Here is a 16,851-nt window from a genome sequence, read left to right as displayed (position 1 = left end):
GTTTTGCTATTCGTGAAGGTGGTCGTACTGTTGGTGCCGGTATCGTCTCTAAGATCATTGAATAAATAATGCTTGTTAAAGGGATGTTAAAAGTGTTTTAGTTTTGAGAGTTAGGGGTATAGCTCAGTTGGTAGAGCGGCGGTCTCCAAAACCGCAGGTCGCGGGTTCAAGTCCTGCTGCCCCTGCCAAAGGGGAATAGAATTTTTCATATAAGGGAGTGGGTTTTGCTGCCTTTTTCGCTTTTTTTGATATAGGGCTTGTTTTTTTGTGTATGAAACGGTATTGAATAGGAAGTAAGGAAATTGCATAAGTCGAAAGTTGGCTTTTGCATTTTTTTCTGTTTATTTTTTTATAAAACACAATAGGGCTAGAGAGAGTATAGTGTGACGATGGCATCTAAAACCAATCCGATTACCTTTTTGAAGCAGGTTTATGCAGAAACAATTAAAGTGAAATGGCCTACACGTCGTGAGACGGTTATTTCTACTGTTATGGTTTTGTTGGTAACTGCGTTGGCTTCAGCTTTCTTTTTTATTGTGGATCAGGTTATGCATTTTGGTGTTTGGCGGGTTATTGATCTTCTGAAATATCTTTTTAGTTGAGAATGTAAGGAAGTGTGACTGTGGCAGCTCGTTGGTATATTGTTCAGGCATATTCAAATTTTGAAAAGAAAGTAGCGGAAGCTATTGATAAGGAGGCAAAGCAAAAAGGACTTGATCATCTTTTTGAAAAGATTTTTGTTCCAACAGAGCGTGTTGTAGAGGTTCGTCGTGGGCGAAAAGTTGATGCTGAGCGAAAATTTTTTCCTGGTTATGTTCTTGTTCGTGCTGAGTTAACAGATGAAGTTTATCATCTTATTAAGAATACGCCTAAAGTGACAGGTTTTTTAGGGTCGGATGCGCGTCCTGTTCCCATTTCTGATCGAGAGGTTGAGCAAATTCTCAAACAAGTTCAAGAAAGGGTTGAGTCTCCAAAGTCTTCTGTATTGTTTGAGGTTGGAGAGCAAGTTCGCGTTGCTGATGGTCCTTTTGTTTCGTTTAATGGAATTGTTCAAGAGGTTGAAGAAGAGCGCTCTCGTCTTAAGGTTGAAGTGCTTATTTTTGGGCGTCCTACGCCTGTTGATTTGGAATTTGGTCAGGTTGAAAAACTCTGATTAAACTTAGAGTAGTTTGAATTACTTTAAGGAAGGAGTGGGAGGTGATTTATGGCTTTTGTCGGCTTAATGATCCGAACCACGTGACTGCAGCGGGTAGCGGGCAAGATAAATTGTCAGTATACCAGTGAAATTAAAGGCAGATTGTTATGGCAAAAAAAAGTATAGGTCAGCTTAAGTTGCAGGTTCCTGCAGGAGCTGCTACTCCATCTCCACCGATTGGTCCAGCTCTTGGGCAGCGCGGTATTAATATCATGGAATTTTGTAAGGCGTTTAATGCAGCTACACAAGAAATGGAAAAGGGAGCACCGATTCCAGTGGTTATTACGTATTACCAAGATAAATCTTTCACATTTTCTCTCAAGACGCCTCCTGTATCATTCTTTTTAAAGAAGGAGGCAAACCTGAAATCTGGTTCAAAAGAGCCTGGTAAAGTGTCTGTAGGAAGCATTTCTCGTGATAAAATTCGTTCGATTGCGGAATCAAAGATGCAAGATCTTAATGCGAATGACATTGAGGCAGCAATGCGTATGGTTGAAGGTTCTGCTCGCTCGATGGGCTTGGAAGTGGTGGGGTAATATTATGGCAAAAGTAGCAAAAAGAATAAAAAATATCCGAAAAGATATTGATTTTAATGAACTTTACGCTTTGAAAGATGCCGTTTCAATGGTTAAGGAGCGTGCAGTTGCTAAGTTTGATGAAACAATCGAAATTTCAATGAACTTGGGTGTTGATCCTCGTCATGCTGATCAAATGGTTCGAGGAGTTGCTCATTTGCCTAATGGAACAGGGAGAAATATTCGTGTTGCCGTTTTTGCTCGTGGGGATAAGGCTGAGGAAGCTAAGGCGGCAGGAGCTGATATTGTAGGGGCTGAAGATTTGTTTGAAAGCATTAATGGAGGGACTATAGACTTCGATCGTTGTATTGCAACACCAGACATGATGCCTCTTGTTGGTCGTCTTGGTAAGATTCTTGGTCCGCGGAGTTTGATGCCGAATCCGAAAGTTGGTACTGTAACACTTGATGTTGTCGGTGCTGTCAAAGCTTCTAAAGGTGGTGCTGTTGAGTTTCGTGTGGAAAAAGCTGGTATTGTGCATGCTGGTATTGGTAAGGCTTCTTTTGGTGTTGAAAAAATTGTAGAAAATATAAAGGCCTTTGCAAGTGCAGTTATTAAAGCCAAACCGCAAGGTGCAAAAGGTGAGTATATTAAGCGCGTTGCTGTTTCTTCGACTATGGGAATTGGTATTAAAGTTGATCCAGCAACAGTTCGTTCAGAGTTAGTATAAGCTGATTTATAATTTTGTTTTTGGGTATGTGAATATCAAAATTGTATTTAAAATGCTGGTTTTGATCAGCATTTAGCTATCTAAGCTTTATAGAGCTTAGGTTATGCCGGGAGAAATTCCGGAATATCCTGTCCGAGATTGTAGGTGATGCTTTTAAGTATCTTAATCAAAAAAACCTGCATGAGACTGGGGTAAAAACTGAGAGTTAAAAGACTTAAAGGGTTTGAGCCAAGGTTGCCTTTGAACGCTGTGCGTGAAAAAGGGGACAGGATCCTCATCGGTGACATGAAGTATTTTATGTTATCAAAGGTAACCAATAGGTTTGTTTTAAGCAAATCTGTTAAATGGAGAGAGACAGTGAATAGAGCGGAAAAACGCGAATTTGTTACATGGCTTAACGAGGCTTTTCGGAAGTCTGGTTCTGTTGTTGTTGCACATTATTCCGGTCTGACAGTTTCACAGATGAATGATCTACGTTCGAAAATGGGTGAAGCTGGCGGTGCCGTTAAAGTCGCCAAAAACCGTCTTGCTAAAATCGCTCTTCAGGGCACGGAATCTGAATCGATAGTGGGTTTGTTTACTGGACAGACACTTATTGCTTATTCAGAAGATCCGATCACAGCACCGAAAGTTGCTGTTGATTTTGCGAAAAGCAATGACAAATTTGTCATCCTTGGCGGTTCAATGGGGGCAACAAGTTTAACTGTAGATGCTGTGAAGTCATTGGCTTCATTGCCTTCATTAAACGAGTTGCGTGCAAAACTTGTGGGTATGATTTCTACCCCTGCGACCCGTATTGCACAGGTTGTTAATGCCCCAGCTAGTCAGGTTGCACGTGTCATTGGCGCATATGCTCAGGAGGATAAGGCGGCTTAAGGCTGTTCTGTTTTTTTGGATAAAATTTAATAATGGTTCAAATCTTTTAATTGAAGGAATTTAAAAATGGCTGATCTAGAGAAGATCGTAGAAGACCTTTCTAATCTAACCCTTTTGGAAGCCGCTGAGCTTTCTAAGTTACTTGAAGAAAAGTGGGGAGTTTCGGCTGCTGCTCCTGTAGCTGTCGCTGCTGTTGCTGGTGCTGCTGCTCCAGCTGCTGAAGAAAAAACAGAATTTGATGTTATTCTTGTTGAAGGTGGTGCGCAAAAAATTAATGTTATTAAGGAAGTTCGTGCTCTTACTGGACTTGGTCTTAAAGAAGCTAAAGATCTGGTTGAAGGGGCACCTAAGCCTATTAAAGAGGGTGCTTCTAAAGAAGAAGCAGAAAAAATTAAATCTCAACTTGAAGCTGCTGGTGCTAAAGTGGAACTTAAGTAAATTTAATTTTATCGGCGGGCATTTATGTTCGCCGATTTTCTTTCTCTCAATACAAAGAGGGAAAATAATGAGTAAAAAACCTTTTCCCAACGGTTTTGTAACAGTAATGGGATAGGTTTGCACTACCCATCCCTTCATCATAGAGTCAAGAGATAAAAATGGCTTATGTTGGTGGGGAAAGTTAATGATGCTCATTGTTGAGTGTCAAGTGAACTGGTCTGCATATGCAGGTTAATGATATAAGGCTTTCAAGGTTGGTCTACCTTGAAGAGTAAAGATCAAGGAGCGACGATGGCTCAGACTCACGCAATGATGTCTCAATTCAATGGTCGTAAGCGCGTACGTAAATTTTTTGGTAAGATTCCTGAAGTAGCAGAAATGCCGAATCTTATTGAGGTTCAAAAAGCGTCATACGATCAGTTTCTCATGGTTGAGGAACCGAAAGGTGGACGACCAGATGAAGGTTTGCAAGCTGTTTTTAAATCGGTTTTTCCTATTTCAGATTTTTCCGGTACAGCTATGCTTGAGTTTGTTGGTTATGAATTTGATTTACCGAAATTTGATGTTGAAGAGTGCCGTCAACGTGATTTAACTTATGCTGCCCCATTAAAGGTCATATTACGTTTGATTGTTTTTGATGTTGATGAGGATACCGGCTCCAAAGATATCAAAGACATTAAAGAGCAAGGCGTTTATATGGGCGATATGCCTTTAATGACGACGAATGGTACCTTTATTGTTAATGGTACGGAACGTGTTATTGTTTCGCAGATGCATCGTTCTCCTGGTGTCTTTTTTGACCATGATAAAGGAAAGTCCCATTCATCAGGAAAGCTTCTTTTTGCTGCTCGTGTTATTCCGTATCGTGGTTCTTGGCTTGATATTGAGTTTGATGCTAAGGACATTATTTATGCGCGTATTGATCGGCGGCGCAAGATTCCTGTTACTAGTCTTTTGATGGCACTAGGTATGGATGCGTCGGATATTTTATCGACGTTTTATGATAAAGTGACTTATGAGCGTGATGGAGAAGGATGGCGAGTTCCTTATTCTGTTGATCGCTTTAAAGGAATGAAGCTCATTTCTGACCTTATAGATGCAGATAGTGGTGAAGTCGTCGCGGAGGCTGGTAAAAAATTAACAGTTCGTACTGCGAAGTCTTTGGCAGAAAAAGGACTTAAAGCGGTTAAAGTTAGTGAAGATGATTTATTAGGTTGTTATCTAGCCGAAGATATCGTCAATTACGAAACAGGTGAAATTTACCTTGAAGCTGGTGATGAAATTGACGAAAAAGTATTAAAAATTTTGCTTGATGTTAGTGCTGATCAAATCAATATCCTTGATATTGATCATATGAATATTGGCGCTTATATCCGCAATACTTTAAAGGTGGATAAAAATGAAAGTCGACAGGATGCGTTATTTGATATTTACCGAGTGATGCGTCCAGGTGAGCCCCCAACAATCGATACAGCAGAAGCAATGTTCCATTCATTGTTTTTTGATCCAGAGCGTTATGATCTTTCAGCCGTTGGGCGTGTTAAGATGAATTTGCGTATGGATCTTGATTGTCCAGACACAGTTCGCATTTTACGCCAAGAGGATATTCTTGCTGTTGTTAAGATGTTGGTTGAATTGCGTGATGGTCGTGGCGAAATTGATGATATTGATAATCTTGGCAACCGTCGCGTTCGTTCCGTTGGAGAATTGATGGAAAATCAATATCGCATTGGCCTTCTTCGTATGGAGCGTGCGATAAAAGAGCGCATGTCATCGGTTGAAATTGATACAGTTATGCCACAGGATTTGATCAATGCAAAGCCTGCTGCTGCTGCAGTTCGTGAGTTTTTTGGGTCTTCACAATTGTCGCAGTTTATGGATCAAACTAATCCATTGTCGGAGATTACCCATAAGCGCCGTCTTTCTGCTCTTGGTCCAGGTGGTTTGACTCGTGAACGGGCGGGTTTTGAAGTTCGTGACGTACATCCTACGCATTATGGTCGTATTTGTCCGATTGAAACACCAGAAGGCCCCAATATTGGTCTCATTAACTCCTTAGCAACATTTGCGCGAGTTAACAAATATGGCTTTATTGAAAGCCCATATCGAAAAATTGTTGATGGAAAAGTCACAAAAGAAGTTATTTATCTTTCAGCGATGGAAGAAGCAAAGCATTATGTTGCTCAAGCTAATTCTTCATTAGATAGTGAAGGTCGTTTTACAGAAGAGTTTGTTGTTTGCCGTCATGCTGGTGAAGTTTTAATGGCGCCGCGTGATCATGTTGATTTGATGGATGTTTCACCAAAACAATTGGTTTCAGTTGCAGCAGCGCTTATTCCTTTTTTGGAAAATGATGATGCGAATCGTGCGCTTATGGGATCGAACATGCAGCGTCAGGCAGTTCCTCTTGTCCGCGCCGAAGCGCCATTTGTTGGGACAGGAATGGAGGCCATTGTTGCACGCGATTCAGGAGCTGCTGTGAGTGCAAAACGTAGTGGTGTTGTTGATCAAGTCGATGCTACCCGTATTGTTATCCGTGCAACAGAAGATTTAGATCCTTCAAAATCAGGGGTTGATATTTACCGCCTACAGAAATTTCAGCGTTCTAATCAGTCCACTTGTATTAATCAGCGTCCTCTTGTACATGTCGGTGATAGGATAGAGAAAGGTGATATCATTGCAGATGGTCCATCCACGGATCTTGGTGATTTAGCTCTTGGTCGGAATGTTCTCGTAGCCTTTATGCCTTGGAATGGATACAATTATGAAGATTCTATTTTGTTATCCGAGCGCATTGTTGCTGATGATGTTTTTACTTCAATTCATATTGAGGAATTTGAAGTTGCAGCACGCGATACAAAACTTGGGCCTGAGGAAATTACGCGCGACATTCCTAATGTTGCGGAAGAAGCGTTAAGAAATCTTGATGAAGCTGGCATAATTTATATTGGTGCTGAAGTTCAACCAGGTGATATTTTAGTTGGAAAGATTACCCCAAAAGGTGAAAGTCCCATGACGCCAGAAGAAAAGCTTCTGCGTGCAATTTTTGGGGAAAAGGCATCCGATGTTCGTGATACTTCTATGCGTATGCCTCCTGGAACTTTTGGTACTGTTGTTGAAGTTCGCGTTTTTAATCGCCATGGCGTGGAAAAAGATGAACGTGCGATGGCAATTGAGCGTGAAGAAATTGAGCGTTTAGCAAAAGACCGTGATGATGAACAGTCTATTCTTGATCGCAATGTTTATGCGCGCCTTACCGATATGTTGACAGGTAAAGTTGCTGTAGAAGGTCCGAAAGGCTTTTCGGGCAGTAAAAAGCTTGATAGTACAGTAATGGGGCATTATCCACGATCCCAGTGGTGGCAATTTGCTGTTGAGGATGAGAAGCTTCAAAATGAAATTGAAACTTTGCGCAAGCAATATGATGAATCAAAAGAAGCATTACAACGTCGCTTTATGGATAAAGTTGAAAAGGTCCAAAGAGGTGATGAAATGCCTCCTGGTGTCATGAAAATGGTGAAGGTTTTTGTGGCTGTGAAGCGGAAAATCCAACCAGGTGATAAGATGGCGGGACGTCACGGGAATAAGGGTGTTGTTTCACGTATTCTTCCCGTAGAAGATATGCCATTTCTTGAAGATGGGACCCATGCTGATATCGTTTTGAATCCACTTGGTGTGCCTAGTCGTATGAATGTTGGACAAATTCTTGAGACGCATCTTGGTTGGGCATGTGCGGGGATGGGCAAGAAGATTGGTGATTTGTTAGAATTGTATCAAGAGACTGGGGATATATTGCCGTTGCGTCAGCGTATTGAAAATCTTATGCCTGATGATAATCAAAATGAACCAGTCCGTCAGTATGATAATGAAAGCCTTTACAAATTGGCATTACAGATGAAGAAAGGGGTTTCAATTGCAACGCCTGTTTTTGATGGAGCACATGAGTCTGATATTAACATGATGCTGGAGGACGCAGGCTTAGATAGTTCAGGGCAAGTTACGCTTTATGATGGTCGTACTGGAGAACCTTTTGATCGTCGAGTAACGGTAGGATATATTTACATGTTGAAATTGCATCACCTTGTTGATGATAAGATTCATGCACGTTCTATTGGTCCCTATTCACTTGTTACGCAGCAGCCATTAGGAGGTAAGGCACAGTTTGGTGGTCAGCGTTTTGGTGAAATGGAGGTTTGGGCACTTGAAGCTTATGGTGCTGCATACACTTTGCAGGAGATGCTAACAGTAAAATCTGATGACGTGGCCGGTCGAACGAAAGTCTATGAGGCAATTGTGCGTGGTGATGATACATTTGAGGCGGGTATACCCGAAAGCTTTAATGTGTTGGTAAAAGAAATGCGCTCACTTGCTCTTAATGTGGAGCTTGATGATGCGCGTGAATTTATTGCACAGCGGGCATTGTCTGATACAGCAGAATAATAATTCAAAGAGCGCAGTAGAAAAAGGCTGCGCTCTGATTACTTTAAGAGGCTCAATAACCTTATTAAGGTTATACAGGTCATTTTTAAAAGTAAATGTATTTTAAAGAAGATCTGTTATAAAATAAATGAGATATTACAACAGGTTCTAAGAATCTTTGAAGGAGAACAGCATGAACCACGAGGTCATGAATCTTTTCAATCCTCAAGCGCCAGCGCAGACATTTGACTCTATTCGTATTTCTATTGCGAGTCCTGAGAAAATTTTGTCCTGGTCTTATGGTGAGATTAAGAAGCCTGAGACTATTAATTATAGGACTTTTAAACCAGAGCGTGATGGTCTTTTTTGTGCACGTATATTTGGCCCTATTAAAGACTATGAATGTCTATGTGGCAAATATAAACGCATGAAGTATAAGGGCATTATTTGTGAAAAATGCGGTGTAGAGGTTACTCTTTCGCGCGTGCGTCGTGAGCGTATGGGGCATATTGAACTTGCGGCACCTGTTGCGCATATATGGTTTCTTAAATCATTACCAGGTCGTATTTCTACACTTTTAGATTTAACTTTAAAAGATATTGAGCGGGTTCTTTATTTTGAGAATTATATTGTAACCGAACCAGGGTTGACATCTCTTAAGCTCCATCAGCTTCTTTCTGAAGAAGAATATATGCTTGCTATTGATGAGTTTGGAGAAGATCAGTTTACAGCTATGATTGGCGCTGAAGCTATTTACGAGCTTTTAGCTGGTATGGAGTTAAATAAAATCGCCAATGATTTGCGTCTCGAATTAGCTGAAACAACTTCAGAGTTAAAGCAGAAAAAACTGATTAAACGGCTTAAAATCGTTGAAAATTTTCTTGAATCTGGAAATAAGCCAGAGTGGATGATTATGAAAACAATTCCGGTTATTCCACCGGATTTGCGTCCATTGGTTCCGCTTGATGGTGGGCGTTTTGCGACATCAGATCTGAATGATCTTTATCGGCGTGTTATTAATCGTAATAACCGCTTGAAACGGCTGATTGAATTGCGTGCTCCTGGAATTATCGTGCGCAATGAAAAGCGTATGGTACAAGAAGCTGTTGATGCATTGTTTGATAATGGACGGCGTGGGCGTGTGATTACTGGAGCCAATAAACGTCCTCTCAAGTCTCTATCAGATATGTTGAAGGGCAAGCAAGGACGTTTTCGTCAGAACTTACTTGGGAAGCGTGTTGATTACTCAGGGCGTTCTGTTATCGTGACGGGACCTGAATTAAAATTGCATCAATGCGGTCTTCCGAAAAAAATGGCTCTTGAATTGTTTAAGCCTTTTATTTATGCGCGGCTTGATGCAAAAGGCTATTCATCAACGGTAAAGCAGGCAAAGAAGCTTGTTGAAAAAGAACATCCGGAAGTTTGGGATATCTTGGATGAGGTTATTCGTGAACACCCTGTTTTACTCAACCGTGCGCCAACATTGCACCGTTTGGGGATTCAGGCTTTTGAACCTATTTTAATTGAAGGCAAAGCTATTCAACTTCATCCACTGGTGTGTACTGCTTTTAATGCGGATTTTGATGGAGATCAGATGGCGGTTCACGTTCCGCTTTCTCTTGAAGCACAGCTTGAAGCCCGTGTTTTGATGATGTCTACCAATAATATTCTTCATCCGGCCAATGGTGCCCCAATTATTGTTCCCTCACAGGATATGGTTCTTGGTCTTTATTATCTTTCAATTGTTTCTGAAAAAGAACCAGGTGAAGGAATGGCTTTTTCTGACATAGGTGAGCTTCATTATGCCTTGGAAAATAAGGTTGTAACGCTTCATACGAAGATTAAAGGCCGTGTTAAGAATATGGGGAAGGATGGAAAAGAAGTTTCTAAACTTTATGATACAACACCTGGTCGTTTGATTATCGGTGAGCTTTTGCCAAGGAATTCGGATATCTCATTTGATATTGTCAATCAAGAAATGACGAAAAAGAACATTTCTAAAATGATTGATCATGTTTATCGGCACTGTGGACAAAAAGAGACGGTTATTTTTTGTGACCGTATTATGCAGCTTGGCTTTTCTTATGCTTGTCGTGCAGGAATTTCATTCGGTAAGGATGATATGGTTATTCCTGATAGTAAGTCGCGTTTAGTTGCAGAGACAGAAGCTTTGGCTAAGGAGTACGAACAGCAATATAATGATGGTTTGATTACACAAGGTGAAAAATACAATAAGGTTGTAGATGCTTGGGGTAAATGTACAGATCGCGTTGCAGATGAAATGATGAAACGTATTCAAGCCGTCGATTTTGATCCTAAAACAGGTCGTCAACGGCCGATGAATTCGATCTATATGATGTCGCATTCTGGAGCACGTGGTTCTGCTAACCAGATGAGACAATTGGCTGGTATGCGTGGATTAATGGCAAAACCATCGGGTGAAATTATTGAAACCCCCATTATTTCAAATTTTAAAGAAGGTCTAACTGTTAATGAATACTTCAATTCCACGCATGGTGCACGTAAAGGACTTGCTGATACTGCGTTAAAGACGGCGAACTCTGGTTATTTAACACGGCGTCTTGTTGATGTTGCACAGGATGCTATTATTTCGGCAGTTGATTGTGGTACCGCAAAAGGGCTTACCATGCAGCCAATTGTTGATGCAGGACAAATTGTTGCCTCACTTGGGCAAAGGATTCTTGGTCGTACAGCGCTTGTTGATATTCTACATCCTGTCTCTGGAGAGGTTATCCTTGAAGGTGGAGCGATGATTGAGGAAGCTGATGTCGCGAAGATTGAAGAAGCTGGAATTCAATCTGTTCAAATTCGTTCTGCTTTAACATGTGAAACACGTCTTGGTGTTTGTGCAAAATGCTATGGTCGTGATTTGGCGCGTGGAACACCTGTTAATCAGGGAGAAGCCGTTGGTGTTATTGCTGCTCAATCCATTGGTGAGCCGGGAACACAGCTTACTATGCGTACTTTCCACTTAGGAGGGACTGCGCAGGTTGTTGATTCATCGTATTTAGAGGCATCTTATGAAGGTAAGGTGGAGATTCGTAATCGTAATGTGGTTCGTAACTCTGAAGGCCATTTGGTTGTTATGGGGCGTAATATGGCTATCCTTATCAAGGATGAGTTAGGAAAAGAGCGCGTTGTACACCGTGTTAGCTATGGTGCCCATATTTTTGTTGATGATGGTGATGTGGTTAAACGTGGCCAACGTATAGCAGAATGGGATCCTTACACACGTCCAATTTTAACGGAAGTTGAAGGCTATGTGGGTTTTGAAGATATGATTGATGGTTTATCTGTCACTGAAACAGCTGATGAATCTACGGGTATTACGAAGCGTTTGGTGATTGATTGGCGCGCTAATCCACGTGGTGCGGATCTTAAACCAGCCATTATTATCCACGCAGATAAAGAAGGTGAATCCATTGCTAAATTGTATAAGGGAGGTGAAGCCCGTTATATGATGTCAGTGGAAACTATTCTTTCTGTTGAGCTTGGTGCTCATGTTAAGGCTGGTGATGTTATTGCTCGTTTGCCGATGGAAAGTGCCAAGACGAAAGATATTACGGGTGGTTTACCACGTGTGGCTGAGCTTTTTGAAGCGCGTCGTCCAAAGGATCATGCGATTATTGCTGAAGTAAGTGGCACGATTCGATTCGGCCGTGGTTATAAGAATAAACGTCGTATCATTATTGAACCAAATGATGAAACTCTTGAGGCAGTAGAATATTTGATTCCAAAAGGTAAGTTGTTTCACTTCCAAGAAGGTGATCAAATTGAAAAGGGAGATTATATCCTTGATGGTAATCCAGCACCTCATGATATATTGGCGATTAAGGGGGTTGAAGCTTTGGCATCTTATCTTGTTAATGAGATTCAGGAGGTTTATCGTTTGCAGGGAGTTCTTATTAATGACAAGCACATTGAAGTGATTGTTCGTCAAATGTTGCAAAAAGTTGAAATTACTGAATCTGGAGATTCTGGTTATATTTCAGGTGATAATGTTGATCGTATTGAACTTGATGAAATCAATGATAATTTGATTGCAGAAGGGAAGAAACCTGCATCTGGTAATCCCATTCTTCTTGGAATTACAAAAGCTTCTCTTCAAACGCCTTCTTTCATTTCGGCGGCATCGTTTCAGGAAACAACACGTGTTCTTACTGAAGCAGCAGTTTCTGGTAAAATTGATACTTTGCAAGGACTTAAAGAGAACGTTATTGTCGGTCGTCTTATTCCAGCAGGTACGGGTGGTACGATTTCTCAAATCCGTCGTATTGCTGCCGTTCGTGATGATTTGATTGTAGATGAGCAGCGTAAGTCTAGTAATAACGAAGTGGCTAAGGCTATGTTGACAAATATGACAACCGGCGCCGTTGCTGAATAATTTAAATATAACATCACATAATAAAAAAACGTCTGAACTTTATATTCAGACGTTTTTTTATCTCGAAATGCAGAAGTTGCATCTTTTCCTAAAAAATATCAAAAATTATAAGGCGATAGTTATTTTTAACATCTTTACTAGCTTATTGTTTTGTAATTATTTGAAACTCAAAAGCCATGTTCAAGGAAAATAGTTGATTATCTACAAATAAAATAATGATTGATTTTGAATTTTAGGAAAATTGTTGATTGATATCTTCTATAAAGATTTTAAAGGACTTATAATGAAAGATCGATAGTCTTTTCTGTAATCTAAAAAATAATTGATCCTCTACTATACAATACTTGTATGACAAGAATGTATCTTCTTCTAAATTAGAATGTAGGAGAGTAGAGATTACGTTACTCACTAAGTATTATAAAAAATAGACATATTTCTTATCACAATGTGATCTATGAAGACAGAATGAAAAAATGTACGAATATTATTCAATTGGAAAATTAACACGTGAGTTTTCAATAACAGCTCGGACTTTGCGTTATTATGAAGAAGAGGGGCTTCTTATTCCTTTTCGGCGTGGAAATACACGGCTTTATACACAAACGGATCGTCATAAGTTAAAACAAATACTGCGTGCTAAAAGAGTTAAATTTTCGTTGTCTGAAATATCTGATATGTTGACAATGGTTGAAAAACCACCTGATGATGAGAAAAAGCTTAAGAAGTTAATTGCAGGAATTCATAAAAAACGAGCTGATTTAAAGCAGATGCAGCATGATATTGATGATCTTCTACAGGATTTGGAACGAATTGAGGAGAGTTTTTTTGAGAGCTTAGCGGAGTTGGGGGTTAATCATTGATTATAAAATTTATTTCATCTGCTTTTAGACAATTTTCTTTCTATTAAAAGAGATAGGTTATACTATCTCTAAGGGGAATCTTTAACACTACGTGAAATGTGTGAGTTATTTAAAGAAATAGAGTGTTCGAAAAAAGCTGCGAAGGTATTTTCGCAGTATATTGTCCTTGATAAGCAAAAAAATTATTTTTCATAAAGAAAGTAAAAACAATGGCAGTTTCTCCTATGAGTGTTTTTCAATCTATTTTGTCACGAAAGTCAATTCGCGCTTTTACTGATCAGCCAGTTAGTTTGGAAACAATCAAAGAAATCTTAAAACTTGCAGCACGTGCACCATCTGGAACAAATATTCAGCCATGGCAAGTGATTGTGCTTACAGGAAGTGTATTACAGAAAGTAGGGCAAGAGCTTTCACAACTTGTGCTTTCAGGTGTAAAAGGAGAGCGTGAATATAGTTATTATCCACATCAGTGGCGTGAGCCTTATATTTCAAGACGTCGAAAAGTTGGTTTGGATCTTTATCAGAGTCTTGGAATTCAAAAAGGTGATGAAGAAAAAATACTTCATCAAAAGGCGCGAAATTTTTTATTTTTTGATGCACCTGTAGGACTCTTATTTACAATGGATCACGACATGGAAATGGGGAGTTGGCTTGATTTGGGTATGTTTATGCAGACCATTATGTTAGCTGCACGTGGATTTGGATTAGATACCTGCCCTCAAGCTGCTTTTGCTGATTATCATAAACAGATTCGTACGCTTTTATCTATTCCTTCTGATCGCCATATTATCTGTGGTATGGCACTTGGTTATCGCGATATGAGCGCTCCAGAAAACAATTTTGAGACAGAACGAGAATCGTTAGAAAACTTTGTACGTTTCATTGAAACATACCCATAAAATATTTTATATAATTAAGCATACGTTTTGAAGAACTTGGTGCATTATGAAAAATATTTCCGATAAGAATTTCGCATCCTTATTGAATTTTAATATTGCGTATTAACACTTATTTTACTAAGTTTGAAACATTAAGAGCGGTGACTCTAGGGGCATTGTCCGTTTTTTGAAGGTTGGCTTAATGGAAAACACTATAGAGAGAAAGTGCTGGGTGGTAGCAAGACGAGCGACATTCGTGTTTATTGCTGTCATTTTTTTAGTTTATCTCGCAATTTGATTTTAAACGGGACAAACGTTATGAAAAAGCATATATGCTCAAGCTGTACTATAGTTTTGAGGTGATACGTGTTTCTATCTGTTTTTGAACTTTTTAAAATTGGGATTGGTCCTTCCAGCTCACATACGATGGGGCCGATGACAGCTGCTAATATGTTTTTGCAAAAGATAGGAGATTTTTCTCAGTCGTCTGATATTCAAGTTTCTCGTATACGTGTTTATCTTTATGGTTCTTTAGCTTTCACGGGTATTGGTCATGCAACAGATAGGGCTATCATATTAGGACTTTTAGGAGAAAAAGCTTCTACTGTTGATCCTGATAGCATGGGGGGGTTGTTAGAAAAAGTTATACGTGAAAAAAAAGTGCAACCAGAAGGCCATCCCGCTTATCAGTTTGATGTGCAGCATGATCTTATTTTTGAACGAAAGCAAATCCTCCCTGGACATACAAATGGACTGGCCTTTGAAGGACTTAATACTGATGGGAATGTTCTGTTGCGGCAGATTTATTATTCTATCGGTGGTGGCTTTGTTGTGACTGAGGATGAATTAAGCCATATAAATGATAATATACAACCAGAAGCATTTGAGGTGCCATATCCATTTGATTCTGCTTGTACAATGTTATCAATGGCAGAAAAATCAGGACTTTCAATTGCTGAAATGAAGCGCTTAAATGAAGAAACAAAGATAGAGCGTTCTTCTCTTGATACAGGGCTTGATGAAATTTTTTCAGCGATGACAAATTGCATTGATAGAGGTCTTTCACAAGAAGGTGAGTTGCCTGGTGGATTGCGTGTTCTAAGGCGTGCTAAAAAGCTGCATGAAACGCTTTTGAAAAATCAAAAGAAAAATCACAATTATCCACTTTGGGCAAATGATTGGCTTTCGGTATATGCCATAGCAGTCAATGAGGAAAATGCAGCAGGTGGTCGTGTTGTTACAGCCCCAACAAATGGGGCCGCCGGTGTTATCCCAGCAGTTTTGCGTTATTATCTTCAATTTAATGATGATTCAGATCGAGAGGGAATACATAATTTTCTATTAACGGCAGCAGCTATAGGCGGTGTTATCAAACATAATGCCTCTATTTCTGGTGCAGAAGTTGGGTGTCAAGGTGAAGTTGGAACGGCATCTTCAATGGCCGCAGCAGGGTTGACCGCAGCGTTAGGTGGAACACCAGCTCAAATTGAAAATGCGGCAGAAATTGCGCTTGAACATCATTTGGGAATGACATGTGATCCTGTTGCAGGTCTTGTACAAGTTCCTTGTATTGAGCGTAATGCAATGGGAGCTGTTAAGGCGGTAACGGCTTCTTCTCTTGCGTTATATGGTAATGGAGATCATTTTGTTTCTCTTGATGCTTGTATAGAAACAATGCGCCAGACTGGTCATGATATGAGTGAACGCTATAAAGAGACAAGTAAAGGTGGTCTTGCAGTTAATACAATATCTTGTTAGGAGCTGGAGCATCTTTCAATCCATAACTGGACTTTTTGGAGGGGGATCGTATTTCCTGATAAAGCTTGTGCTTTTTGTTACTTATAAATTAAAATTCCACTTTAATGCAGCAGCAGCTTGAAATAAATTCGAGATGATTCAGTGTTTTCTTAACGAATAATAGCTTCGGCATGAAGGCTTGGAGGGAGAGTATTGTTAGTATCTATCTGATTTGTATCTAAAATGGGAAAAAGTCTAATTTAGAAAAAGTAAAAAAGCGTAAAGTAAAATTAGTGATCAATCTGCCATTATTTTTTAGCTGGGTTTTATGGCTTTTTAAAGTTTCCATAGCCATATCTTTTAAGTAATGGAAGATTATGCCTGAGTATCCAAGGAAAATTTGTTTTAAATCTGAATAATTATGATGAGGAGAGAGAATTTTAAAGATTTTAATTTTTTGGAAGTAAAGATTTTTGGGCACCTAGTATGGTAAAAAATACCTTAAAAAGAAATGCTAATTTACAATAATTAAGAGATATATTGGGAATATCTTTTTTATTTATAAATTCTGTACCGTCAAAAAAACTAAAATAAATAATAACGTATACATTAAAAATATTTATCAAAATTCTCATGAGAATAGAATGCATGCGATAGAACATTATCGTGTTACTCATTCATGAGTTTGTTTTAAAAAAATATCTCTCAACGCTCCCAAACTCATTTCACGGTGGTGTCCGTGAATGGTATATAAAAAGCAAGTAAAATAAAATAGTTATGTCTAATATGGGGGAATAG

Annotated in this window: 11 protein-coding genes, 1 tRNA gene and 1 pseudogene; all 13 read left to right on the top strand. The window is 39.5% G+C overall.

Going from position 1 to position 16,851, the window contains the following annotated elements:
• Window positions 1-65: pseudogene (locus ACFIKJ_RS07890) on the top strand (elongation factor Tu); the annotation flags it as partial.
• 47 nt (window positions 66-112) lie between these two features.
• Window positions 113-188: transfer RNA gene (locus tag ACFIKJ_RS07885), tRNA-Trp, on the top strand.
• A 201-nt stretch (window positions 189-389) separates the two neighbouring features.
• Complete coding sequence (gene secE, locus ACFIKJ_RS07880; RefSeq protein WP_012755023.1) at window positions 390-602, top strand: preprotein translocase subunit SecE; 213 nt, start codon at window positions 390-392, stop codon at window positions 600-602.
• A 20-nt stretch (window positions 603-622) separates the two neighbouring features.
• Window positions 623-1,153, top strand: a complete 531-nt coding sequence (gene nusG / locus ACFIKJ_RS07875) for a transcription termination/antitermination protein NusG (RefSeq protein WP_012755024.1) — start codon at window positions 623-625, stop codon at window positions 1,151-1,153.
• Window positions 1,154-1,302: 149 nt separating this feature from the next.
• Complete coding sequence (gene rplK, locus ACFIKJ_RS07870) at window positions 1,303-1,731, top strand: 50S ribosomal protein L11 (RefSeq protein WP_375626292.1); 429 nt, start codon at window positions 1,303-1,305, stop codon at window positions 1,729-1,731.
• Between the two features lie 4 nt (window positions 1,732-1,735).
• On the top strand, window positions 1,736-2,440 hold the full coding sequence (gene rplA, locus ACFIKJ_RS07865; protein WP_375626290.1) for a 50S ribosomal protein L1: 705 nt from the start codon (window positions 1,736-1,738) through the stop codon (window positions 2,438-2,440).
• Window positions 2,441-2,797: 357 nt separating this feature from the next.
• Entirely contained in the window at window positions 2,798-3,316 is a 519-nt protein-coding gene (rplJ, locus tag ACFIKJ_RS07860; protein ID WP_375626288.1) for a 50S ribosomal protein L10, read from the top strand.
• 66 nt (window positions 3,317-3,382) lie between these two features.
• Window positions 3,383-3,754, top strand: coding sequence for a 50S ribosomal protein L7/L12 (gene rplL / locus ACFIKJ_RS07855; protein WP_012755028.1), 372 nt, complete (start codon window positions 3,383-3,385; stop codon window positions 3,752-3,754).
• A gap of 291 nt (window positions 3,755-4,045) precedes the next feature.
• A complete protein-coding gene (gene rpoB / locus ACFIKJ_RS07850) occupies window positions 4,046-8,194 on the top strand; it encodes a DNA-directed RNA polymerase subunit beta (RefSeq protein WP_375626286.1) in 4,149 nt (1,382 codons plus the stop codon).
• 172 nt (window positions 8,195-8,366) lie between these two features.
• Entirely contained in the window at window positions 8,367-12,578 is a 4,212-nt protein-coding gene (rpoC, locus tag ACFIKJ_RS07845) for a DNA-directed RNA polymerase subunit beta' (protein WP_375626284.1), read from the top strand.
• Between the two features lie 473 nt (window positions 12,579-13,051).
• Window positions 13,052-13,438 carry a MerR family DNA-binding transcriptional regulator gene (locus ACFIKJ_RS07840; protein WP_375626282.1) on the top strand — a complete coding sequence of 129 codons (387 nt, stop codon included), beginning with the start codon at window positions 13,052-13,054 and terminating at the stop codon, window positions 13,436-13,438.
• A gap of 209 nt (window positions 13,439-13,647) precedes the next feature.
• A complete protein-coding gene (locus tag ACFIKJ_RS07835; RefSeq protein WP_375626280.1) occupies window positions 13,648-14,337 on the top strand; it encodes a nitroreductase in 690 nt (229 codons plus the stop codon).
• A gap of 345 nt (window positions 14,338-14,682) precedes the next feature.
• Entirely contained in the window at window positions 14,683-16,074 is a 1,392-nt protein-coding gene (locus ACFIKJ_RS07830; protein ID WP_375653958.1) for an L-serine ammonia-lyase, read from the top strand.
• Window positions 16,075-16,851: the final 777 nt, after the last annotated feature.

Source organism: Bartonella sp. PS7NMGDW (assembly GCF_042193585.1).
GTDB lineage: Bacteria > Pseudomonadota > Alphaproteobacteria > Rhizobiales > Rhizobiaceae > Bartonella > Bartonella grahamii.
This window is presented reverse-complemented; position numbering and strand designations above follow the sequence as displayed.